Source organism: Ruegeria sp. BB1, assembly GCF_056539465.1.
Window position 1 is genome coordinate 833,211 of sequence record NZ_JBQFVB010000001.1, and the last position, 24,957, is coordinate 858,167.

Consider the following 24,957-nt stretch of genomic DNA (forward strand, 5'->3'; position numbering starts at 1 on the left):
TAACGCCATTAGTTTGTCGTTGTCCTGAGTTTTTTCAGAACCTGACTTTTAAGGCGGTTAACCGGGCTACTTTGGGTTGTGGACCGGCGGCTTTTCTTGGCCACCCGTTTGACCGGAGCTTGCCCTAGACCTTCGCCGGCCAAATACAATTCGATCACCCCGGTGGGTGTTTTGGATTTCGATCCCGTGAAATCGCGCAACAAGGCGCCTGCGTCCTTAGCAAGGGCGGCAGCTTTGGCCGCATCCTGTCTGTGATAAAACCGCACATTCGATTGGGATACTTTGTAACCAACGCGCGCCGTTCCGCTAAGTTCATGTCCCGTCGTTGTTAATTCAGCAACAAATGAGTCCACAGCATCATTGGGAATCTTGTTTGGCGCGTAGAGCCTGAATGACGCGCCGCCACCACTTGCACTCGGATTCGATGGCTTGGCATCTTCGCCCGGTAGCGCCGCAATATCCTCGGCAGGCAATGCCGCGGGCGTGGCCGAATCCAGCGAGGTTGGCATCTGTTTCAAAGTAAGCGCCTGTGGGATTGGCGGGCTAAGCGCCACGTCTTCCAGCAGGATAGAAGGATCAGATGAAACGACTTTCAAAGGACGCTCAGCAAGATTACCGGCCAAAGGACGATCTGGCTGAGGTTCCAGGATCCGAATTGACAGCAACTGGTGATCTTCTGCGGCCTCCAAAGCCACCGGAGATTGCAACGACACAAGCTGTGAAGACACGCTGGGCGCGCGCTGCGGGGGAATGATCTGGTCGATCGAAATCGTCAAAGGATCAATTTCTGTGGAAATCTCATCCACCAAGGCAATCCGCGTGGCGAAAAGCTCTGGTTCAAGTTCATAAGGCAGAAAACTCGGGTTTGCCTCTTGTTTTGGTAGGTCACCAGCCCCACCCACCGGCAACAGCGGTGGTTCAAGCGCCGCAACAAATGACAAAACGCTAGGCGGCACGCTTGAGGTGCTGGGCTCAACAACCTCGGTGTTAGAAGAAACAGTATTCGAACGCCGCGAGGGCGGAATCGGGTCAATCGAAATCGCCACTGGATCAAAGCCTGCCGAAACTTTGTCCAGCAAAGCGATCGACGTAGTAAAAAACTCTGGTTCGAACTCATAAGGCAGGAAACTGGGATTAGCCTCTCGTCTCGGCAAATAGCCAGCGCCGCCTACCGGTAGTAACGGTGGTTCAAGCGTCGGAACATACGACAGAACGCTAGGGGCCAGACTTGGAGTGCCGGGCTCAACGATCTCGGCCGTTTCCGCCAACTCGGACTGAAGGGGCGCTGATGAGGCAAGACTGCTCAAATCCTGCGTCTCTTCCAATTCTGCGCCGGATGACGACGGCAATGATGACGCGTCGAACAAATCGGCGGAAATGACAGTTTCGCCCCCTGCTCCACTCGGCACATCAGGTTGCGATGGTCCGGTTTGGCCAAAATCGTCTGCCGCTGCACCATCAGTAGACCCAATAGCCGCGCTTTCAATCGGGTTCGATACACCCAATCCGAACAAAGTCAGAAATATCGAAGACGAAGCAACCACACCGATGGTGCATCCAAGGGCCACCAAGCTCCACCTGATCCTGCGCCGCGTCCGTTGGTGATCTTTCAGCTGTTGCAGGAGCTTTTTGGACAGGCGATGATCAACTTCCTCGGAAGACAGTATTAAACTTAACTCTGCCCTCGTCAGCGCGCTTAAGGACGCGTCTTCGCTGACCAGAGCGTCATCAGACGGGCCCGGCCTCCCTGCGTCCTTTTCTTCCAGAACGCTCTTGGCTGTTGCTTGGTCTGGTTTAGCAGCTGCACGATCAGTCTGTTCACGATTGGTCGGCTTGTCTTTCTGTCTGGGTGTCCGTGTAGAGGTTGCTTTGTCTCCGCCTTGCAGATCTCCCTGACGAGCCTCAGGACTACTGGGGTCTGCTTTTTTCGACTCGGCTGCACGACGGGCAAGCACTTCATTTCTTTTGTGTCTTGCTTCCTCGACCTGAGCGGACCATGGCTTTTGCTTGCTTTGGGCACGCTCATTTGTGGTTGATTGGTTGGTCCTACGGCGAACCGGTTTGGGTTGTTGACCCTCTTTGTTTTGCTGCGCAGGCGCCGAAAGGTTTTTTTCTCGTTCTACCCGCGCTTTTTCAAGCACCTTCTGCCACTCGGGGGATTGCACAAAATCATAAATATCCGCCGTTTGATTGGCAGTTTTCTTGGCAACTTTAGGTCGAGTTCTTGGGCCGTTAGCCTTTGTCATAAATTCCCCCGACTGGCCGCCGAAACAGGCCCTAATTTATTGTAAATTCGACAAACCGATTACGCCTTAGCGCCGAAAATTCTAAAAGATTATGTTCAAACTATAAAAAGATGGCCACTCGAAAACAAGTCGACCGAACCCGCAATCGCCCGGTCACATAGGCAATTGGCCTTGTGAAATGGGTTCTCAGGTATCCGAAACCGTCCACCAAAGCGCCACTGATGCCTAGTGTTCCAAAAAATTTTGTTCCAATTCCTATTTCAAGATAGGCTGTGGAAAATTGGTGGGGGCCACAGGACCACTCTGGTCGCACTGTCGGAGGAACTTAGCTAAACGCTTGGATTTTAATGGAAGATATCCAGAACCATCCGGACCTATTTACTCTGATTGACCACCCCGATCCTGCGTGTGGCAACATGGTCGTGGTGGACTGGACGCTCGGGAATTCGTGCAGCTATGCGTGCAGTTATTGCCCAAAGGCTTTGCACGACGGTTCGCTTGAGTGGCAGAAAACCGGTGACGTTCTGAATCTGTACCGTCAATTAAATCGACACTATGTGGATGAATTAGGCAAGATTGTCTGGCTGCAGTTTACAGGCGGCGAACCCACAATGCATCCTCGCATCATTGATCTGCTAGGTCATGCGTCCGATATAGGGTTCAAGGTCAGCCTGATCAGCAATGCGTCGCGCACACTTCGGTTTTGGGAGATGATCAACAGCCGCCTGAACAGCGTTATCCTGACCTATCATGCCGAATTTGCAGAGCTGAGCCATTTTATCCAAGTGGCGGGTACGATGACTGACCGTATCACCGTTCATATCAACGTGACGATGCATCCAGATCGTTTTGATCAGACGCTTGAAGATGCGCGGGAATTACGCGCGGCGCTGCCCACCGCTTCGATTTCCTTGAAACCGTTGCGGAAAGATTTCGGAGTGCAGCTGTACGACTACACCGACGACCAGTTGCAGGTTCTCGCGGTGGGTTTGCCCTCGGACAGGGCCCCGGTTGGTGAAGAACCTCGATCAGTGATGCGCGCAACCACGCGGTCGGGCCACACTGAGATACTCCGCCCCAATGACTTCCTTCTTAGGGATATGAACCGCTGGCGTGGATATAAATGCAACGTAGGGCTTGAATCCCTTCGGGTCCGGGGGAATGGCGAAATCTTCCGGGGCGTTTGCGGCGTTGGGGGCAGAATAGGGACTCTCGGCGACGCGCTTGACCTGCCTCGCGATCAAATTCGATGTACAAAAGACGCATGCTCTTGTCTGGCCGACATCCTGATCCGTAAGGAGATGTAACTTCCCCGCAATTAATAGGTCAAAGTTCAAATGCGGAAATCAGGTAAGGATGGCGGAGAGACAGGGATTCGAACCCTGGAGACGGTTTCCCGCCTACACACTTTCCAGGCGTGCGCCTTCGACCACTCGGCCACCTCTCCGTGCGCGCGATATTTGGACCATCGCCGAGGGATTTGCAAGGGGCGATTAAAGCGAAAATTCAACCTTCCGCAGTTCCGCCACAGACCCCGTTACAGCTCATCCCTATCACCGTCTGCCAGATCGGCCTCGGTCATGTCCGCAGGCTTGGAAGACAGGGGTTCGGTAGGTGTTTTTTCCGTTGCAGGTTCGGTTTCTTGCGCAGGCCCCTGCCCTCGCAGCGTCTCAGGATTGCGCAGCCAGACATCGCGCTGCGCGAAGGGGATTTCAATACCTTCTTCGACAAACCGGCGGTTGATTTCGTGGTTCATATCCGATTTCACCGAAAGCACCCAGTTCACGTCGCGCAAGATGGCGCGAATTTCAAAATCCAGCGAATCCGCACCAAAGCCCTGAAACACCACGCTGGGCGCTGGATGCGCCAGAACCATCGGATGGGAATTGGCAATCTCACCTAAAATCTTCTCGACCACGCGGGTATCCGTGCCGTAGGCCACGCCCACCGGCACGATAACGCGCCCGATCGTGTTGCCCCGCGTGTAGTTCGTCACCACCCCGCTGATCAGGTCCGAGTTGGGAACGATCACATCGGTACGATCAAAAGTCTCAATCCGCGTAGACCGCACCGAGATATCGCGCACATAACCCATCATCCCATTCACATCGATCCAGTCCCCCTTGGAGATTGGACGCTCGACCAGCAGGATTATCCCCGACACAAAATTCGACACGATGGTCTGTAGTCCAAAGCCGATCCCAACCGACAGCGCGCCGGCGACAATGGCCAGCGAAGACAGATCAAACCCCGCCAACATGATGGCCACCAGCGCGGCCAGGAATATCCCCACATAGCCGGTGCCCGCGGCAATCGCGTTCTGACCGCCCGGATCAATACTGGTCTTGGGCAGCAGCGAATTGCGCAGCCCGCTTTGCAACAGCCGGGTCAAGCCATAGCCGATGACAAACACGATTAGGAAGGTAAAGAAGTTGCGGGGCGAAATCGTAACGCCGCCAATGTCAAAACCAAGCAGCAAACGCGACCAGACTTCAAGCAAGTCAGTCTGTCGTGCGCCCCAATACAGCGCCAGAACCGGCAAGGTCAGAATGGCGATTATAAACCCGGCCAACACCGAAAACAGTGAGTCCCGCGCCGACTCACCTTGCCCGCTGAGCCAGCCGTAAACCGAGGTGATAAAGCGATGAAAGATCGTCAAAGCCGCAAACAGAACCAGCGTTTTCACCGCCGGGAAAACGATCCCCTCGGCTGCGTTGGTATATCCAATAGCCGCCAAAATCGGGCTCGCGATCCCCAGCAAAAAAATCGCCTTGCGCAGAAAGTCCATCAGCTGGGTCAGCCCGGCACTTCGCGGCGTTTCACCAGATTGCCCATCTTCGGCTTCCGGTTTTGAGGTCTGAATCCGGCGGATACGCAGAAGAACCAGCGCGGTTCCCACTACCACAGGAAAGCTGATAACGGCCCGGGTCGCGTCCGAAATGTTTTCGATCTGATCAAACAGCAGCCCGAATTCGTACACGATCAGGAAGATCGCCAGAATATCCAAGTATACCCGCAACTGCGTGACACTTTTGCGGGACAAGCGGTTAAAGTTCTGTGCCGCCTGCGAGATGTGAACCTGACGTCCGATCCAGTCGTAATAAAATATAATCGCGGCCCAATAAGGAACATTCTGGATTAATAGCGTTCCGCGCAATCCCGGCAGGCCAGTCATGATGATCGCCTGAACCAGCAACCAGACACCCAGCCATGGCAGCAGAATCCGCAGCAGTGAAACCAGAAACGACCACACGCCGCTGCCCCGGCCGCCCAACTGCCGCAGATATTCACCTGCAGCCTCGGACCAGTAACGTCCGTAGTACAGTAAAATCCCTGCCGCGACGGTCAGAAAGAAAATGCCCAGCCCGCGCTCTTTCAGGTGTCTTTGAACGATGTTGGTTTTCAGGTTCAGCGCAGATTCATTGATCAGGCCTCGCACGGCCTCGACAATATCGACCCAGGCTGGGCCCCAATAGACAGGGTTAAGCGGCGATACACCGCGTTCTAAAAGCTCTTTTGTCTGCCGCTCGCGCAACAGGCTGTCTATCTCGCTGATCAGGCCGTTGGCGCGGCTGAACGCTTCTTCCGAGATGATTTGCGGCACCTGCAGGCTGGTCAGTTGGTTTTCCAGATGCTCGCGAAGCTTGGCAATCTCTTCGGGTTCGGTCGCATCCCCTTCGGGGGCTGGCCCCAACGCCTTGATCTGCGCGTCCAGCGTCTGGATACGGTCGGTATTGGCGCCACGTGCCTTGTTGAAATCCTCACGATAGTTGTGGATTTCAGCCCGCAGGTTTTCCAATGCCGCGTTTGACGTGCGATCGGATTCGATATCCTTCTCGGCGCGATCCGCCGTCTCAAGCCAGTTCTGGTAATATTCGCTTTGCCGATCAGTTAACTGGGCGGCAACGGGGCCACCCAGCATGGCAAAACAAACCAGAAAGAAGGCTAGAAACAGGCGAACCTGCCGCAGCATCATACGTCCTCGAATACGCCAGGAATGCTGCGTGGGGCTTCGGTCATCCAATCTGGCACCGGCAGTTCCTTTTCACGCAGGAATTCGGGATTGAACAGTTTGGACTGATAGCGCGTGCCAAAGTCGCACAGGATCGTCACAATGGTGTGGCCCGGCCCCAGATCCTTGGCCAGACGCACCGCGCCCGCCATGTTGATCGCGGTCGACCCGCCCATAACCAGACCCTCCTCGCGCAGCAGATCAAAGATGTATGGCAGCGCCTCGTTATCGGTCATCTGGTACGAGAAGTCTGGCTTGAACCCTTCAAGGTTCTTGGTAATGCGCACTTGACCGATACCTTCGGCGATCGAGCTGCCCTCCATAGCGATTTCACCAGTGGTGTAGTACGAATACAGTCCTGCCCCCATCGGATCGACCAGAGCGATCTTGACGCCCTTGGGCTGCAACGCGTCGGCCACGCCGGCCAGCGTACCACCCGAACCTACGGCGCTGACAAAGCCATCAACCTTGCCGCCTGTCTGCTCCCAAATCTCGGGGCCGGTGGTTTCCACATGGGCCTGACGGTTGGCAACGTTGTCGAACTGGTTGGCCCAGATGGCGCCATTGGGTTCCGTCTGCGCCAGTTCCTCGGCCAGACGGCGCGAATAATGCACAAAGTTATTGGGGTTGCGATACGGGGCGGCCGGAACCTGAACCAGTTGCGCGCCCGCCAGACGCAGCATGTCTTTCTTTTCCTCGGATTGGGTTTCCGGGATCACGATCACCGTTTTGAATCCCATCGACGCCCCCACCAATGCAAGGCCAATACCGGTGTTACCGGCCGTGCCTTCGACAATGGTTCCGCCGGGCTTCAGCTCACCGCGCGCAATTGCGTCCTTGATGATGTAGAGCGCCGCGCGATCCTTGACCGATTGCCCCGGGTTCATGAACTCGGCCTTCCCGAGAATCTCGCAACCGGTCTCTTCACTGATGCGCTTCAACCGGATCAGCGGTGTTTTCCCGACTGCGTCGGCAAGGTCTCGTGCAATGCGCATGGCGCCCTCATTTCATTACGTATCAACGAAGATTTACAGATGCCGTGCGACAACCACAAGCGGCGATAGTTAACCGCGCAAACGATCGCGATGCCGGGCCAGCCAATTTGCCATCATCAACAGGGGCAAATCCTTGAATTCGTTGTTGTCGACCTTTTTAAGGAACGCGTCATATGGCAGGATTTGTGTGCGAATATCCTCACCTTCTGTAGCAACGCCACCATTGTCGATGGTCCGGGTCAAATCAGCCAACCCAACATAAAGGTAGACATACTCGGTCGATGACCCGCTCGAGGAGTAGGCACCGCCTGCATATTCCAAGGCGTTCAGCGACACCTGCGCCTCTTCCTGCACTTCGCGGTGGGCGGCCTGATCCGGCGTTTCACCGGGGTCGATCATGCCTGCTACCGGCTCCCACATCCACGGTTCGGGATCGTCTATCAGAAAAACCGGCGCGCGGAATTGTTCAACCAAAAGAACAGTGTCGCGCACCGGGTCATAAGGCAGAACAACGACGGCGGCCCCCTGCATCAATCCGCTCCGGTGCAGCACGGGACCCATCGTTCCGTCATGCTGGCGGTGCTGCACATCCAATTCTTCCACACCGAAATAATTGACATAGGCCCGCCGATGGCTTTGCACGATCACATCTTTTGCGACGTCACGCGGATCGCCCGTCTGGCGTTTTCGCGCAGCCAGCTTAGCCCAAGCCCGGGTGCGGATCGGCGCAAAGTTACGAGCGATCGTGGTTGCGTCGACCTTACCGTAATAGGCCAGCTCTTCTTGTGCAGCCAGCAAGGTCACTTCGGACCATTCATCAACCCAGGCCTGCAACGACCACGGCTTGTCTGGTGTCCACAATTCGGGTTCGGGAAAGAACACACTAGCCTCGGCGCGTGAGCCGTCAGCAACGTCCACACCGTGCGGGCTGAGGTCATAGTCGAAACCACCTTCGTAAAAAGCCAATCGTTTCAGGTCTTCGGCGCTGAAACCCTGAACCAGCAACCCCATGGCCTGACTGCCCTTTTCTGGAACAATCATCGGGAAGGCCTGGCCTGCCACGCCATAAACCGCATGGTCCGGCAAACTGGCCTGAGATATTTTTATTTGTGACAGCGGGTGGCCAAGCACACATTCAAGCAGCGGCAAATGCCTGAGCGTGCCGTAAAAAAACAAATCGGACACTAGAGTAAAGCTCGTCTAAATTCTGGTGAGTTATCGCCAGCGACGGCCGGCTTCTTCGGTTGCAAGCCCTGCGATAAGAGCTCCGATAGCCAAAGTCCACAGAATTTCCGGAACGATGAGCAGTTTGCCGTACTCAACACCAATCTGGAAAATGGCCGTGAGCGCCTCAAACGGGCCGTCATAGCGATGACGCATGGCCAGTCGGAACATCTCGTAGCAGCCCTGAACAAAAAGGGCCCAGAATACCAATGATACAACCCCAGCGATGCCATTATTGACCGCGGCGGTCCAGCCGCGACCAACGCGCTTTCCCATCACCTTCCAACCACAGGCCACTGCAATAATCATGTTGACATAGGTGAACCAGCCATAGTCCTTGCCCTCTTCGCCGTTGCTGATAATCATGCTCGACACGATAAAGGCCACTGCCAATAGGCATAGTGAAGCAACAAGTCGCGGCGCAGTGGGCATTCGGAATTTCCCTTTGTTAACTGGGTTTTGCTATAGTGATCTGTGTCACATCGCAGTTGCCAGTGTCAAAGGCCGCGCCACACGCGGTTAAATAATAGTTCCACATGCGCCGGAAACGCTCGTCAAAGCCCATTTCGGAAATTTCGTCCCATTTGTCGTTGAACGTCTCGTACCAACGACGCAATGTCAGGTCATAACTTTTACCGAATTCCCGCGATTTCACGACGTTCAATCCTGCCTCTGCCACCTGCTGTTTCAGGATCGTCGGCGCGGGAAGCATTCCGCCGGGAAAGATATATTTCTGAATAAAATCAACGCCGTTCTTGTAAATGTCCCACCGGTGATCAGCGACGGTTATGATTTGAAGGGTCGCGTGCGCACCGGGTTTTAGCCGATCACGCACAGTCTCAAAGTAAACCGGCCAATATTTCTGTCCGACGGCTTCGAACATCTCAATCGAGGCGATGCCGTCATACTGGCCACGCTCGTCGCGATAATCTTGCAATTTGAACTCAACAAGGTCAGAAAGTCCTGCTTTTTCAATTCTTTGTCGGGCAAAGTTTAACTGTTCCTGGCTGATCGTCAAACCTGTGACCCGAAGGCCACGCTCTTTTGCGGCATATTCAGCGAAACCGCCCCATCCGCAACCGATCTCAAGGATGTGGTCACCGGGTTTGGCACCCATTTCATCGACTAGGCTGGCATATTTCGCAGTCTGCGCTTTTTCCAGGCTTTCCTGTCCTGTTTCGAACAGCGCGCTGGAATAGGTCATCGTTTCATCCAGCCACAGCCTGTAGAAATCGTTCCCCAAATCGTAATGGTACGAGATGTTTTTCTTGGCCTGTCGACGGTTGTTGTTGTGCAACCAAAATCGAAGGCGTTCATAGGCTTGCACCAGGAACCTTCCGGTGAAATCGTCATACACCGTCTCGGTCCCTAAATGCACCAGATCCATGAACGATCGCAGATCGGGCGTGCTCCACCCACCCTCTAGGTAAGAATCCGAAAAACCCAGCTCACCCTCTCGGATCAAACGCGCAAATACGTCGGGATCGTGAATGTCCACGCGCGCCACTGGCCCCGGCTTGGCACCTTCGGATCGGAACACGCGCCCATCGGGCAAAGCGATATCCATTCGCCCCGAACCCATCCGGTTCAACATTTTGAACACTTGAGCAAAGTACCTGGGCAGGTCTTTTTGCCCTTCAGTTGTCGTCAGGATCATCCGCTCTCCCCTGTGCGGCCGCAGTTAAAAGCTAGGCCGAGTTTGTGTTTCTGGCAAGTTTTCAGTTCCTTACCCGGTTTTTCGGCCTTCATAAGCCGCCAAGGCCCGTGCTCGGCCAGTGGCCAGATCAACCATTGGTGAAGGGTAATTTTCCGCCGGATCAAGCGCCCACGAATGCGGTACCGCCCGGAAATAAGCCACCGCCGTAGCCGAAGGCTTGGTCTGCCCTTCGGCGATCCAGTGTTTTAGATAAACACCATCAGGATCAAATTTTTCCTGCTGTGTCAGTGGGTTAAATATCCGAAAGAACGGTGATGCATCGGGACCCGAGCCTGCAACCCACTGCCAACCCATAGCATTCGCCGCCGGGTCCCAGTCTATCAGGCAGTCGGCAAACCAGTTCATTCCGATTTTCCAGTGCGTCATCAAATGCTTGGTCAAGTAGCTTGCGACGATCATGCGCGCCCGGTTGTGCATACGACCGGTCACATACATTTGACGCAATCCCGCATCGACAACAGGAATACCGGTGCGGGCCTGTCGCCAAGCAACAACTGAGGGATGATCGGCGTCCGTGTTCCAAGGGAAACTGTCCCATTCTGGTTTCCAGTTCCCGCTGAGCAGACGCGGTGTGTGATACATCAAGTGATACGCAAACTCACGCCAAACTAATTGACGCAAGTAGGCGTCTGTCCCTTGCGTGCCGTTCATCGCAGCCCGCTGTACCGCATACCAGACACTGCGGGGCCCGATTTCGCCAAGCGATAGGTATTCGGACAGATCCGAGGTGCCCTCCAAATCCAAACAGTCCCGATCGTGCGAATAGTCTTGGATTCGGTCCAGAAACTCGTGCAAAGCCTCAAAGGCGGCATTCTCGCCGGGGCGGACAAAAGGTGCGACCACGGCTGCGCCCCGGTTCATTGCCGCACCCAGGTTCCAATCGGTCAGGTTTTCCGAAGTCGGCCAAGTCAAGGGTGCTTTGATCGACGGTACACCTTCAGGCGTGGCGACTTCTCGACCTTGAACGGATCGCCACATCGGTGTGAACACACGAAACGGCTGGCCTGTTTTGGTAGCTACGGTCCAGGGCTCAAACAACAAGTGACCCGCAAAGGATTTGGCTTCTACGCCCTGCTCTGCCAAAGCAGACTTAGTGCGTGTGTCACGGTCGATGGCATCAGGATCATACGCTCGCGTCCAATAGACGCCGCTGGCTCCGGTTTCTGCGATAAGGTTCTGCAAAACAGTCAGCGCGTCCCCGCGCCGCAGGATTAACCGGCTGCCAATGTGCGACAGAGATTGCGCGAAGGCCTCAAGCCCCAGCCCAAGCCGCCATTTCGGCGCGGCACCGAGCGCTTGAGCCAAATCATCCAGTATGAAAACCGGAAGAATAGGACGACCCGTTTGGGCCGCGGCACTTAGCGCGGGATGGTCCGACAGACGTAAATCCCGCCGGAACCACATGATGATCGGTGATTGTTTGTTTTCCATGACCGCCCGGCTGCTTTCTTCGCATTACGAAGCCGAGCAGAAACCGGATCACAAAACGGCGTCAAGTGCGCCCAATAACTGATCAATTTCCTTTTGCGAGGTATAGTGCGTAAAGCTGACCCGTAGCACGCCCTGATCCAAATCCACACCCATCGCCTGCAACGGGCGCACGGCGTAAAAATCGCCGCCTCCTGCCATGATCCCGTGTTCAACCAGATCGGTGGCTACGGCTTCGGCATTCCGGCTCAGCGACAACGCTACGGTCGGAGCGCGACGTGTAGCATCTGAGGTACCGATCAAGCGTACGGCATTTCGATCCTTGACCGCGTCCAATACGGGCTGCAGCAGCGCAACCTCCTGACCGCGCAACAGGTCATGCACAAAGGCTCCCCGTTCGGTTGCGTTACTCTTGGGGCCATTATGGTGGTCGCACAACAGATCAACGTAATCCGCCATACCTGCACTGGCCGCGATCTGAGCGTGATCCGGGCCCGCCGGGGTGAAACGCTTGTACAGCGCGTCTGCATTAAAATAGTGCGCCTGGTTTGGCAGCAGCTCACCAAGCGCACGCCTGATCACCATGCAACCCTGATGCGGACCGTAGGTCTTATAGGCCGAGAACAGATAGATATCCGGCCCCAGATCGCCGACATTTGGGAACCCATGTGGCGCGTATGAAACGCCATCTACACAGACAAACGCCCCCGCCGCATGGGCAATGGCGGTGATTTCGGTGACCGGGTTGATCTCTCCGATCACGTTGGAACAATGCGGGAAACAGACCAGACGCACCTTCTCGTCCAGCAGGTTCTCAAGATCCTGCGGGTTGAGCGAACCGGATTCCGGGTCGATCTGCCATTCGCGGATTTCAAACCCGTCTTCGACCAGGCGCCGCCACGGTCCCGAGTTGGCCTCGTGATCCTGATTGGTGACAACGATGGCATCGCCCGGCTGCATCCATTGGCGAAATGCCTGCGCCAAAACATAGGTGTTCTGAGTGGTCGAAGGGCCAAAGCTCAGCTCATCGGTGTTCACGCCCAGAATCGCAGCCATGCGTGCGCGGGCTTCATCCATCTCTTCGCCTGCCAGACGGCTGGCGTCATAGGGGCCGTAGGGCTGCACTTTGCGTTGAGTATAGTAGCGCGTCAGCCGGTCCAGCACCGGCTTACAAGTATATGACCCGCCTGCATTTTCAAAGAACGCCTGACCTTGCAGGCTGGGCTCGGAAAAAGCCGGGAACTGCGCCCTAACGAAATCGATATCAAGAGTGCCCATGGCACGTCGCTCCTTGCTCATGCTGCTTGTTCCGATGACGTGCCCGTGCATGATTTCGGACAACTCGGAAATCACGGCAGGTCTTCCAGCCCAGCCACAGCCCCAGTCAAACAAACAGAAGCACGGGCAGTCTTTCGGGACCAAATCTGGCAATCAAAAGACGCGGATACATAGCCAGCGGCCCTAAGCTCGGTCAACCCGGCATGAAACAAAAAAGCCCCGGCGCTTGTCCGGGGCTTTCGAAGGGCTGAATTGGATTCAGCGGCGTCGCTTTTCGTTCGCAAGACCGATGAATATCGACACGCACATCAGCACCAGAACGATCGCAAACGGGAAGCCTGTTGCAATCGCAGCAGCCTGCAGCGCACCCAGGCCGCCACCCAGCAACAGAACGATCGCGATAGCGCCCTCCAGAATGCACCAGAACACACGCTGCGCCGTCGGCGCATCGGTTTTGCCACCTGCCGTGATTGTATCAATCACTAAAGAGCCGGAATCCGAGCTGGTGACGAAGAACACAACCACCAGAACGATGCCAACGAAGGACAGCAAACCTGTCATCGGGAATTGTTCAAACATGGAGAACATCTTGAGTTCTAGCGCAGCATCCGACAGGGCCTGCCCCGAACCGGACATAACCTGATCCAACGCGGCTCCACCAAAAACGCTCATCCACAGGGCACCTACAACGGTTGGGATCAGGATCACGCAAGTCACGAATTCGCGCACGGTTCGGCCGCGCGAGATTCGGGCGATGAACATGCCGACGAAAGGTGACCAGGAGATCCACCACGCCCAGTAGAAGGTGGTCCAGCCCTGCATAAAGTTGGTGTCTTCGCGACCGACCCAGTTCGACAGTGCAGGCAATGCGACGACGTATTCAATCAGGCTGTCGAAGAAGCCGGTCAGAATCGCCACGGTAGGCCCAAGGATCAGCACCAGCAGCAACAAGGCCGCGGCCAGGATCATGTTGGCCTCGGACAACCGCTTTACGCCCTTATCGAGGCCAGCAACCACTGAGATCAATGCGAATGCCGTGATCAGACCGATCAGCAGAACTTTCATCCCGTCCGTGATCGGAACATCGAACAGATAATTCAGACCAGCCAGCGCTTGCGTTGCACCCAAGCCCAGCGATGTCGCCAAACCGAAGATCGTGGCGAACACGGCTAGAACGTCAATGATGTGACCCAACGGACCCCATGTCGCCTCGCCAAACAGCGGGTAGAACACCGACCGCATGGTCAGCGGCAGACCGCGATTAAAGCTGAAGAACGCCAGCGCCAGTGCCACTACCGCATACACGGCCCAAGGGTGCATACCCCAGTGAAAAATGGTGGCTGCCATCGCCAGCTTCTTCGAGGCTTCGGGGTCCTCCAGACCGGCACCTAACGGTGCCCAGTCGGTGCGAAGGCCATCCTCGCCAGCGGCAACCCCGCCCAGCGACGACCCGTAATGCGAGATTGGCTCGGCCACGCCCCAGAACACCAGACCGATGCCCATACCAGCAGCAAACAGCATCGAGAACCACCCGGCATAGCTGTAATCCGGCTTGGCATCATCCCCGCCCAGACGGATCGAACCATACGGCGTGACGATCAGCAGTAGTGAAAACACGACAAAGATGTTCGCCGCAATCATGAACACCCAGTCGAAATTGCTGGTCAAAGCCGGTCGAAGCCACCCAAAGAACTCGCTCGCCTGCTCGCGGAACACCAGCGAGAAGAACACGAATGCAATGATGGTTAGCCCCGAAACGGCAAAGACCGGATTGTGGACGTCCAGCCCCATGATCTGAACGTTGTCCTGACCGACTTCATAGTCGGTTTCCGTATTGTCGGACATTATCTTTCCTTCCCCTTATCGATGCGCAGGACATCCAATATCCGGATCGGCAAGGGCGTAACTGAGAAGACCACCTATTACTTAAAAGCGACAAAATGCGTAAAAGTGACAGGCTTGCTTCATATGACCGCCATGACGAAAATCGGTCGCTGTAAATGAAAACAGGCCGGGCAACCGCCCCCGGCCTGCACACAAAAAGCTGTCGAAGAATTCAGCCCTGAACCTTGGTATAGGTCCCCTCACCCGCCAGAATTCCGCGGAATCCGCCCGGCTCATCCAAGCCGAATACGATCAGCGGCAGGTTGTTGTCGCGTGCCAGTGCAATGGCCGAGGCATCCATGACACGCAACCTTTTGGCTAGCACGTCATCATAAGTGACCGTGTCGTATCTCACTGCGTCCGCGTGTTCTTTGGGGTCTTTGTCATAAACCCCATCCACACCGTTTTTGCCCATGAAAATCGCCTCACACGCCATTTCATTGGCACGCAGGGTCGCGGCGGTGTCGGTGGTAAAATACGGGTTGCCAGTTCCCGCAGCAAAAATGCAAACCCTCTTTTTCTCAAGGTGGCGCACAGCGCGACGGCGAATATAGGGCTCGCACACCTCATCCATGCGAATGGCCGAGATGACACGAGTGAACACACCGATTTCCTCAAGTGCCGACTGCATCCCCAGCGCGTTCATCACCGTGGCCAGCATGCCCATATAATCGGCTGTTGTGCGCTCCATCCCCTGTGCTGAACCGCTGAGGCCGCGGAAAATGTTGCCACCGCCGATGACCATGCAAATCTCGACCCCCAGATCATGCACCGACTTGACCTCTTGTGCGATGCGCTGAACGGTGGGGGGATGCAAGCCAAACCCCTGATCGCCCATCAACGCCTCGCCCGAGATTTTCAGCATCACGCGATTGTACTTGGTTTTGGCGGTCTCGGTGGATTCGAGGGTCGGGGAAAGGCTCATGTTGCGCTCCGGGCTGGCACGGGTTTATTTTCCGGCGCAAAATGAAGCAAAACCTCCGCAGGTTCAATGCGATTGGTGACGATTGAGGCAGCCCGAATGGACAATAACGACAGATCGCAGATTTGGGACCGCCTGCCCCCCATCCCCGACGACAAACCGGTGTTGATTGCTGGGCCGACCGCCTCGGGCAAATCGGCCCTGGCCCTGCAGATTGCCGAGACGTTCGGCGGCGTGATCGTCAATGCGGATGCGAGCCAAGTCTATGACTGCTGGCGTGTAATTTCGGCCCGCCCTTCGATCGAAGAAGAGGCCCGTGCGCCGCATCTGCTTTACGGCCACATCGCGTATGATCAGGAGTATTCGACGGGTCATTGGCTGCGCGAGGTAACGCCACTGCTGACCGGGGGGCAGCGCCCGATCATCGTGGGCGGCACCGGCTTGTATTTCTCGGCGTTAACCGAAGGGATGGCCGACATCCCCGCCACGCCGCTGGAAATCCGAGCCGAGGCAGATCAACTGGACCTGACCGCATTAATTGCTGGTGTCGATACGCGGACACAGGAACGGATCGACACGCAGAACCGCGCCCGTGTTCAGCGAGCTTGGGAGGTGCAGCGGGCTACCGGACGAAGCCTGAGCGACTGGCAGGCTGAGACACCGCCGCCCGTTCTGAATTTGATTGACACGGTTCCGATCGTTTTTGACGTGGATAAACAATGGCTTCTTGATCGCATCACCCGGCGGTTCGATCTGATGCTGGACTCTGGCGCGCTGCAAGAGGTCGAAGCGATGCGAGACCTCTATGATCCGACGTTGCCCGCCTTCAAAGCCATCGGCGTTCCCGAATTGCTGGCCTATCTTGAGGGTCATCTTACGCTGGACGCCGCCAAAGAGCATGCAACGATTGCCACTCGCCGATTCGCCAAACGTCAGCGCACCTGGTTTCGCGCACGGATGAAGAATTGGAATCAGATAGATTTCTCAAAACGATACAAGCCGTAGTTCAAACTTCATCGCCGAGAATCCTTTCCAGCGATTCCCAAAAACGCCAATTGTTTCGGTTCACGACTGTATACATCGCTTGAAATAAGACGCTGCGGGCCCGAGACAACAGCAAACACTCCCAGCCATGTCGTTTTTGTGCCATCTACGTCGATTTCGAACATTGACCTCATTTGAATTCTAGGGCGGAATAGCCCCATGGGGATGATGAAAATCCAACGAGTATTCCGAGAACCTGCTGTTCGCCTCAATATGGTCTGAACGGTTCCAACCTTCTTCAATAAAAAGAACATGTCACAGGGAGAGACATCGATGAATAAGCAAACCTTTACCGGAGCACCGATTCACTGGGCGGCAGAGATGCATGCTCAGGAATATCGGGACGGCAAATTAAGCCGGCGCGAGTTTCTGACCCGCGCCACGGGTCTGGGTGTTACTGCTGTAGGTGCTTACGGCATGATTGGCTTGGCAGCCCCTGTCCGCGCCGAGGGCGAAGATACCAGACAAGAAGGCGGCACCCTGCGCGTCCAGATGAGCGTTCGTGCCCTGAAAGACCCACGCACGTATGACTGGTCGGAAATGGGCAACCAAACCCGCGGCACAATGGAATACCTGGTCGAATACAACTCGGACGGTACATTCCGCGGAATGTTGCTGGAAGGTTGGGAAATCAATGATGACGCCACTGTCTACACACTGAAACTGCGCCCGGGTGTGAAGTGGACCAACGGCGATGATTTCACTGCAGATGACGTGGCACGCAATATTGCGCGTTGGTGTGACAAAAGCTCGGAAACCAATTCGATGGCAGGTCGCTTTGCGACACTGATCGACGCGGACACCGGCCAGGCTATCGAAGGCTCGATCGAAGTTGTTGATCCGACGACGGTGAAACTGAACCTGCCAAGCTCGGATATTTCATTGATTGCCGGCATGTCCGACTATCCGTCGGCCATCGTGCATAGTTCGTTCAATGAAAACGACCTACTCAACAACGTCGGAACCGGTCCCTACATCCTTGAAGAGCTGGAAGTCGGGGTCAAATGCACATTGGTGCGCGCACCTGACCACACCTGGTGGGGTGAAGAAGTGTTCGGTCCCGCGACATTGGATCGTATCGAATATATCGACTACGGCACCGATCCGTCGGCATGGCTGGCAGCCCTGGAATCGGACGAAGTCGATATGCTGCACGAATCCGTTGGTGAATTCATCGATGTGATGGACGGCCTCGGCTATGAGAAATCCGAAGTGATCACCATGGGAACCCTCGTGATCCGTCCCAATCAGCTGGCCGAAGTTGACGGCAAACAGGTTTATGCCGACAAACGCGTGCGCAAAGCTCTGCAAATGGCGGTGGACAACAGCGTTCTGCTTGAATTGGGCTATGGCGGCCGCGGCACGCTGGCTGAAAACCACCATGTCGGGCCTATCCATCCGGACTATGCAGAACTGCCCAAGCAAACGGTCGATCCGGCTGGGGCGAAAAAGCTCATGGAAGAAGCTGGCATGGCTGATTTCGAGCACGAACTGCTGTCGATTGACGACGACTGGCGCCGTAACACAACCGACGCTGTTGCCGCGCAGCTGCGGGACGCGGGCATCAATGTAAAACGCACGGTTCTGCCGGGGAACACCTTCTGGAACGACTGGACGAAATACCCCTACAGTTCAACCAACTGGAACCACCGCCCTCTGGGCGTACAGATCTGGGCATTGGCGTATAAATCCGGTGAAGCTTGGAACGAGTTCGGTTGGGCCAACTCCGAATTCGACGCCATCCTGACCGAAGCCCTGGCCATTGCCGACGCCGACAAACGGCGCGAAGTGGTCGCCAAAGGCGAGGCGCTGATTCAGGAAGAAGGCGTGACCATTCAACCCTACTGGCGCGCGCTGTATCGCCATATGAAAGATGGTCTGGTCGGAACCGATATGCATATCGCTTTCGAACATCACCACTACAAGTGGGGCTGGTCGGCCTAAAACCTGTCAGACAATCAACGGGGGCGCCTGATCCAGGCGCCCCTTTCCAGCCGCAGACAACCCGGCGTCAAGTCGGAAGTCCGAGGCCAGAAAATGGTCCAAAGATCTGCGGAACACCCGAAAAACAGGGGCCATCATGGGACTATTCATCCTCCGACGGTTTGGCGTCATGCTGTTGACAGCATTGTGCCTGACGTTCGTGGTCTTCTTTCTGACCAACCTATACCCAAACTTGGAAAAGCTGGCCAAAACCCAGGGCAACCAACGGATGTCCGACGAACAGGTCGAGGCCTGGCTGGGTAATCGTGGCTACCTGCAACCCACGCTGGTCAAATATGGCCAATGGCTGGGCGTGGCACCGGGGTTTTCCAAAACTCTGGATGACGGCACATTCGTGGGCACCTGCACCCGACCCGGATTGACCGAGGAAACCACGCCCCGGTTTTGCGGAATCCTTCAGGGGGACTGGGGCTATTCCACTGTTTTCAAGGATGAGGTCGGCACCATTGTCGCCAAGCGATTGGGCAATACCGGCTACTTGATGATGTGGGTTTTGATCCTGATGGTCCCATCAGCCCTGTTGGTGGGCGTACTGGCCGGGATGCGCGAAGGCTCAGCGCTGGATCGGTCTCTGTCCACGTTCTCAATCATAACGACGGCGACGCCAGAATATGTGTCGGGCGTGATCTTCATTGCCATCTTCACCTCATCCACCGTTGGTCTAAAATGGTTCAAAGGCACTGCAACGCAGGCGATGGACAATCCGACCTTCGAGAACTTTTTCCTGCCGGTACTGACCATTGCGTTGTATGGCATGGGTTATATCGCCCGAATGACCCGCGCCTCGATGACCGAGGTGATGACAGCGCAGTACATTCGCACCGCGCGGCTGAAAGGCGTATCCTTCCCCAACATCGTCATGAAACACGCGCTGCGCAATGCGCTGATCGCGCCCTTTACCGTCATTATGCTGCAGTTCCCATGGCTGCTGAACGGCGTAGTGATTGTTGAGACGCTGTTCAACTACAAGGGCTTCGGTTGGGCACTGGTGCAGGCGGCGGGCAACAACGACATCCAGTTGCTGTTGGCGATTTCGGTCGTGTCGGTCTTTGTGGTGCTGTTGACCCAGCTGATCTCGGATATCGGCTATGTCTACCTCAACCCGCGCATTCGCATTTCTTAAGGAGGGTTAGAACATGGAACCACTTACCTGGACCGGCTCTATCGCCTTCCTGAACCCGCTGCTGATGATCGCAATCGCAGCCCTTCTGGTCTCCATCGTGACTTGGATAGTTGGCAGTATCGTACTGCCCGAGGCGCCGATGAGTGTGAATCTGGACGGCACGCTCAGCTCAGGATCGGGCATGCGTGGGTTGACGCAAAAGGCGCTGCGCTACAGCTTTGCTGCCTGTGTCGCGCTTGCCGTGGCCTATATCGTGCTGGGCATCGTGTTGGGTACCAGCGCGGGGATCATCGGTGCGATCTCACAGCAGTTTCTACCTGTCTGGCTGTCGCTGATCATCCTGTACGCCATGTCGATCGCGTTTAAGCGGCGTCTGGGCCTTTATGGCAAACTGTTCGACAGCCCCATCGGCATGATCGGCTTCGGCCTTGTGATGTTCTGGGTTTTCACCGGCATCTTTGGGGCATTGGACCTGATCGTTACCCATGACCCGCTGTCACAGATTTCTGGGATGAAAAACAAAGTTCCCGGAACACCTCTGCCCAGCCCGGAAGAGGGGGAATACACCTGGTATCTGTTGGGGGGTGACAACCTTGCCCGCGACGTCTTCAGCCGCATGGTCAAAGGTGCCTGGATCGTGGTGCAGATTGCGCCGCTGGCAACGTTGTTTGCCTTTATGGTCGGGATCACTCTGGGTCTGCCCGCGGGGTACTATGGCGGTCGGTTGGATACGTTCCTGTCCTTCCTGGCCAACCTTATCCTGGCCTTCCCGGTGATCTTGCTGTTCTACCTGCTGGTGACACCGGAAATCGTAGCGACGGGCGTGCCGAACTATATGGCTGCTGTGTTGTTCGTCTTTCCGATCCTATTCATAGGCGTTCTGCTGAATTCACGCTATTACACGCGACCGAATTTCCGCACACCGCTGCTGATCGGGGTTTTGGGCGTTGCGATCTGGTTCTACCTGTCGCTGATCTCGACCGGTGGTTACATCATCAATACCGATAGCTATCGCATCTGGGGACTGCCGACTTATCTGGACCTGTTCGATATTCCTGGCGGCATCCTGGTGGTGTTCGTATCCGTTGTGTTCGTGAATTCACCCACCGTGTTCCGCATCGTGCGTGGTTTGGCGTTGGACATTAAGACGCGAGACTATGTGGCGGCGGCGCAAACCCGTGGAGAAGGTCCATGGTACATCATGCTGTGGGAAATTCTGCCAAACGCGCGCGGTCCGCTGATTGTCGATTTCTGCCTGCGGATTGGCTACACCACCATCCTTTTGGGAACCTTGGGTTTCTTCGGGCTGGGGCTGCCACCGGAAAGCCCAGACTGGGGTTCGACGATCAACGAGGGGCGCAAGCTGTTGTCGATCTATCTGCACCCTGCCCTTCCGCCTGCGCTGGCCCTGTTGTCACTGGTTCTTGGATTGAACCTGCTGGCGGACGGCCTGCGTGAGGAAAGTCTGAAGGACTGATGTGATCGAGGCCGGGGGCCCTGCCCCCGGACCCCCGAAGTATTTTCGAAAAGATGAAAATGGTCGCTTGATCGATTTCATCAGGGAGTAGGAAACGATGAACAAACTGGCGGATTATGACGGCCCGATCCTCGAGATCGATAAGCTGTCGATTTCCTTCTTTACCCGTCTGCGGGAAATTCCGGCCGTGATGGATTTCTCGGTCAGTGTGCAACCGGGTGAAGCTGTAGGATTGGTCGGTGAGTCAGGATGCGGCAAATCCACAGTGGCATTGGGTGTCATGCAGGACTTGGGCAAAAACGGTCGGATCGTCGGCGGCACCATCAAGTTCAAGGGGCGTGATCTGTCCGAGATGACCTCGGACGAGTTGCGCGACATTCGTGGCAATGAGATCGCGATGATCTATCAGGAGCCGATGGCCTCGCTGAACCCGGCGATGAAGATCGGCAAGCAGCTGATGGAAGTGCCCATGATCCACGAAGGCGTCGGCGCAGAAGAGGCCTATGCCCGCGCGCTTGAGGTGGTCACCGATGTACGCTTGCCCGACCCTGAGCGTATGCTGAATTCCTTCCCCCATCAGTTGTCGGGTGGTCAACAGCAGCGGATCGTCATCGCCATGGCGTTGATGTCAAAACCAGCGCTGCTGATCCTGGACGAACCAACCACCGCGTTGGATGTGACGGTTGAGGCCGCCGTGGTAGAGTTGGTCAAGGATCTAGGAAAGAAATACGGCACCTCGATGCTTTTCATCTCGCACAATCTGGGTCTAGTGCTTGAGACCTGTGACAGGCTGTGCGTGATGTATTCGGGTGAAGCGGTCGAGCGTGGCTCGATTCATGATGTGTTCGACGAGATGCAGCATCCTTACACGCAGGCGCTGTTCCGCTCGATCCCCTTGCCCGGCGCTGACAAGAACGCACGCCCGCTGGTGGCCATTCCGGGGAACTTCCCTCTGCCGCATGAACGCCCGCCGGGCTGTAACTTTGGTCCGCGCTGCGACTATTTTGAGGAAGGCCGTTGTGACGCGCAAAACATTCTGATGGAGCCGGTACCGGGCAATGATCGGCACCACACGCGCTGTCTGAAGTTCCAGGAAATCGATTGGAACGCACCGATCACCGTGGCTGAACAGAAGGAAAAGGGCGAAATCGGGCGCACAATTCTGAAGATGGACAATCTCAAGAAATACTATGAGGTGGCCGCAAATGCCCTGTTCGGGGGTGGAGAGACCAAAGTTGTAAAAGCCAATGAAACGTTGAGCTTCGAGGCCCACGAGTCCGAGACACTGGCCATTGTGGGTGAATCCGGTTGCGGCAAGTCCACCTTCGCCAAGGTGTTGATGGGGCTGGAAACGGCCACCGACGGTCAGATCCTGCTGGACAACCGCAATATCGAAGCTGTCCCGATTGAGGAGCGCGACACCAAGACCGTGGGCGAGGTTCAGATGGTGTTCCAGAACCCGTTCGATACGCTGAACCCATCGATGACTGTGGGTCGTCAGATCATTCGTGCGTTGGAAATCTTTGGCGTCGGCAATTCCGAGGCTGAACGTAAGCAACGTATGCTGGAACTGCTGGACCTGGTGAAGCTACCCCGCGCCTTTGCGGATCGAATGCCGCGCCAGTTGTCGGGCGGACAGAAGCAACGTGTCGGTATCGCCCGCGCCTTTGCAGGGGACGCTCGCATTGTGGTGGCGGATGAGCCGGTCTCGGCCCTGGATGTGTCCGTTCAGGCGGCGGTGACTGATCTGTTGATGGAGATTCAGCGCGAGCATAAAACCACGCTGCTGTTCATCAGCCACGACCTGTCCATTGTGCGTTACCTCAGCGACCGGGTGATGGTGATGTATCTTGGCCATGTGGTCGAACTGGGCACCACTGATCAGGTCTTTGCCCCGCCCTACCATCCCTATACCGAGGCTTTGCTGAGCGCGGTGCCTATTGCCGATACCTCAATCGAGAAGCAGCACATCGTACTTGAGGGCGATATCCCGTCGGCCATGAATCCTCCGCCGGGTTGCCCGTTCCAGACCCGGTGCCGTTGGAAATCCGAAGTTCCGGGCGGGTTGTGTGAACGCGACGTACCGCCAGTGAAAACTCTGGCCGATGGTCATCAGGTGAAATGTCATCTGGCCGAAGATATTCTGGCCCGTATGGAGCCGGTCATCAAAATCGCCGCGGAATAGGCTTCAAAATTGGTGCAAAGGGCGTCGGTTTCTGATCGGCGCCCTTTGGCATTACTTGAACAAATTTTCTCATAAGCATTTTAGCTAAATGTACCTGGTCAAAAGAGACCTAAGCATCGAATTTAGCTCAACCGCCCCAGATAACCTTCACGTAGTTCTGGGTTTCCTTGTAAGGTGGTACGCCGCCATGTTTCTCAACCGCCTGAGGTCCGGCATTGTAGGCCGCCAGCGCCAGACGCCACGATTTGAACTTGCGGTATTGCCAGGATAGATACCGCGCGCCACCTTCCAGATTTTGCTGTGGATCATGCGGATTCACACCCAAAAGCTGCGCTGTACCGGGCATCAACTGTGCCAGTCCCAAAGCGCCTTTGTGTGATACTGCACGTGGATTCCAACCGCTTTCTTGTTGAACCAAGCGCAGGAAAAGCTCTTCCGGGACGTTATGTTTGCGTGCCGCCTGACGCGCCAGTGTCATATACTGACCGCGATACTTCCCGGTATAGCGTTTGTTAAACTTCGGTTGAGCAGTCTTGGGTTTAAGCCGTTCGGAATCCCGATACTGGGTTGCGGCGCGCGTGTCCAAAATCTTGGATTGTTTAAGGAAAATGTCCTTCCGGCTTTTGGTCGACAACGTTTGCGCGGCCACCGGAACCGAGACCAGAGCAACACATAAACCAACAAAACAACCAACCAGAAAACGCATTAAAGCCAATCTCGCTTAGTCAGGAACCTTATGGAGTATAGATATCTCAGTTTATAATGAAAGCATGGTTAACCGAACCTGAGTAATTTCTTGCTCAGTGTTGCATGCAGTAACTGTGTTTCAACCAAGACGCAGGCCGTATAGGGTCGCTGGGAAACACTGCGCCAGATTCGGCGCGCATACGTCAATTCAAAACGGGGAAATACATGGCGGGTTCAGTCAACAAGGTCATTCTGGTCGGAAATCTTGGCCGCGATCCCGAAGTCCGGACATTCCAGAACGGTGGCAAGGTTTGCAATCTGCGCATCGCAACATCCGAGACCTGGAAAGACCGCAACACAGGTGAGCGTCGCGAACGTACCGAGTGGCACTCGGTCGCGATCTTCAACGAGGGGCTTGTCCGTGTGGCCGAGCAATACCTGCGCAAAGGGTCTAAGGTTTATCTTGAAGGCCAACTGCAGACCCGCAAATGGCAGGATCAATCCGGACAGGATCGGTATTCGACCGAGGTTGTTCTACAGGGCTTTGGCTCTACCCTTGTGATGTTGGATGGCCGCGGCGAAGGCGGCGGCGGTGGCGGCCAATCGGGCGGTTACGGCGGCGGTCAGGCCGGGGGTGGATACGGCGATCCTTATGGCGCACCGTCCAGCGCCCCTGCCCCGGCATCCGGTGGAATCGACGACGACGAGATTCCGTTCTAAGCGTAGCGGAG

18 protein-coding genes and 1 tRNA gene are annotated in these 24,957 nt (G+C 55.8%); 7 read left to right on the top strand and 12 right to left on the bottom strand.

The features are described 5' to 3' along the window. Positions 1-8: 8 nt before the first annotated feature. On the bottom strand, positions 9-1,568 hold the full coding sequence (locus ACR0AL_RS04225) for a hypothetical protein (protein WP_480662064.1): 1,560 nt from the start codon (positions 1,566-1,568) through the stop codon (positions 9-11). Positions 1,569-2,593: 1,025 nt separating this feature from the next. Between ACR0AL_RS04225 and ACR0AL_RS04230 the strand changes: the two genes are divergently transcribed. After that, positions 2,594-3,553, top strand: a complete 960-nt coding sequence (locus tag ACR0AL_RS04230) for a radical SAM protein (RefSeq protein WP_170348485.1) — start codon at positions 2,594-2,596, stop codon at positions 3,551-3,553. Between the two features lie 50 nt (positions 3,554-3,603). Here ACR0AL_RS04230 and ACR0AL_RS04235 read toward each other — a convergent pair. The 10 genes from ACR0AL_RS04235 to pyrH all read right to left on the bottom strand — a co-directional run bounded on the left by ACR0AL_RS04235 (position 3,604) and on the right by pyrH (position 15,709). Continuing rightward, positions 3,604-3,693, bottom strand: a tRNA-Ser gene (locus ACR0AL_RS04235). A gap of 90 nt (positions 3,694-3,783) precedes the next feature. After that, positions 3,784-6,219, bottom strand: a complete 2,436-nt coding sequence (locus tag ACR0AL_RS04240; protein ID WP_480662066.1) for a DUF3772 domain-containing protein — start codon at positions 6,217-6,219, stop codon at positions 3,784-3,786. Continuing rightward, positions 6,219-7,253, bottom strand: a complete 1,035-nt coding sequence (locus tag ACR0AL_RS04245; RefSeq protein ID WP_170348483.1) for a cysteine synthase A — start codon at positions 7,251-7,253, stop codon at positions 6,219-6,221. Before ACR0AL_RS04245 ends, ACR0AL_RS04240 begins: the two co-directional genes overlap by 1 nt. 69 nt (positions 7,254-7,322) lie before the next feature. Beyond that, positions 7,323-8,438 carry an NUDIX domain-containing protein gene (locus tag ACR0AL_RS04250; protein WP_170348482.1) on the bottom strand — a complete coding sequence of 372 codons (1,116 nt, stop codon included), beginning with the start codon at positions 8,436-8,438 and terminating at the stop codon, positions 7,323-7,325. 30 nt (positions 8,439-8,468) lie between these two features. Then, complete coding sequence (locus ACR0AL_RS04255) at positions 8,469-8,909, bottom strand: TrgA family protein (protein ID WP_170348481.1); 441 nt, start codon at positions 8,907-8,909, stop codon at positions 8,469-8,471. A 16-nt stretch (positions 8,910-8,925) separates the two neighbouring features. After that, positions 8,926-10,134 (bottom strand): SAM-dependent methyltransferase, encoded by a 1,209-nt coding sequence (locus ACR0AL_RS04260; RefSeq protein ID WP_170348480.1) that lies wholly within the window; start codon positions 10,132-10,134, stop codon positions 8,926-8,928. Between the two features lie 69 nt (positions 10,135-10,203). Beyond that, positions 10,204-11,625, bottom strand: coding sequence for a cryptochrome/photolyase family protein (locus tag ACR0AL_RS04265; protein WP_480662068.1), 1,422 nt, complete (start codon positions 11,623-11,625; stop codon positions 10,204-10,206). A 48-nt stretch (positions 11,626-11,673) separates the two neighbouring features. Next, entirely contained in the window at positions 11,674-12,900 is a 1,227-nt protein-coding gene (locus ACR0AL_RS04270; protein WP_480662543.1) for an aminotransferase class V-fold PLP-dependent enzyme, read from the bottom strand. Between the two features lie 258 nt (positions 12,901-13,158). Next, complete coding sequence (locus ACR0AL_RS04275; protein WP_170348477.1) at positions 13,159-14,745, bottom strand: BCCT family transporter; 1,587 nt, start codon at positions 14,743-14,745, stop codon at positions 13,159-13,161. Between the two features lie 211 nt (positions 14,746-14,956). After that, entirely contained in the window at positions 14,957-15,709 is a 753-nt protein-coding gene (gene pyrH, locus ACR0AL_RS04280; protein ID WP_170348476.1) for a UMP kinase, read from the bottom strand. A gap of 96 nt (positions 15,710-15,805) precedes the next feature. On the opposite strand from pyrH, the gene miaA reads away from it, so the two are divergent. From miaA to ACR0AL_RS04305, 5 genes are all read left to right on the top strand, one after another. Continuing rightward, the gene (miaA, locus tag ACR0AL_RS04285; RefSeq protein ID WP_170393767.1) at positions 15,806-16,711 is read left to right on the top strand and encodes a tRNA (adenosine(37)-N6)-dimethylallyltransferase MiaA; all 906 of its coding nucleotides are present in this window, start codon (positions 15,806-15,808) and stop codon (positions 16,709-16,711) included. A gap of 312 nt (positions 16,712-17,023) precedes the next feature. After that, entirely contained in the window at positions 17,024-18,694 is a 1,671-nt protein-coding gene (locus ACR0AL_RS04290; RefSeq protein WP_170348474.1) for an ABC transporter substrate-binding protein, read from the top strand. 136 nt (positions 18,695-18,830) lie between these two features. After that, positions 18,831-19,877, top strand: a complete 1,047-nt coding sequence (locus tag ACR0AL_RS04295) for an ABC transporter permease (RefSeq protein ID WP_170348473.1) — start codon at positions 18,831-18,833, stop codon at positions 19,875-19,877. A 13-nt stretch (positions 19,878-19,890) separates the two neighbouring features. Next, complete coding sequence (locus tag ACR0AL_RS04300) at positions 19,891-21,354, top strand: ABC transporter permease (protein ID WP_170348472.1); 1,464 nt, start codon at positions 19,891-19,893, stop codon at positions 21,352-21,354. 97 nt (positions 21,355-21,451) lie between these two features. Next, positions 21,452-23,539 carry a dipeptide ABC transporter ATP-binding protein gene (locus ACR0AL_RS04305; RefSeq protein WP_480662070.1) on the top strand — a complete coding sequence of 696 codons (2,088 nt, stop codon included), beginning with the start codon at positions 21,452-21,454 and terminating at the stop codon, positions 23,537-23,539. 127 nt (positions 23,540-23,666) lie between these two features. Here ACR0AL_RS04305 and ACR0AL_RS04310 read toward each other — a convergent pair whose 3' ends face one another. Next, on the bottom strand, positions 23,667-24,245 hold the full coding sequence (locus ACR0AL_RS04310; RefSeq protein ID WP_170348470.1) for a lytic transglycosylase domain-containing protein: 579 nt from the start codon (positions 24,243-24,245) through the stop codon (positions 23,667-23,669). Between the two features lie 206 nt (positions 24,246-24,451). Here ACR0AL_RS04310 and ssb point away from each other — a divergent pair, with 206 nt between their 5' ends. Beyond that, positions 24,452-24,946, top strand: coding sequence for a single-stranded DNA-binding protein (gene ssb, locus ACR0AL_RS04315; protein ID WP_170348469.1), 495 nt, complete (start codon positions 24,452-24,454; stop codon positions 24,944-24,946). Positions 24,947-24,957 lie beyond the last annotated feature (11 nt).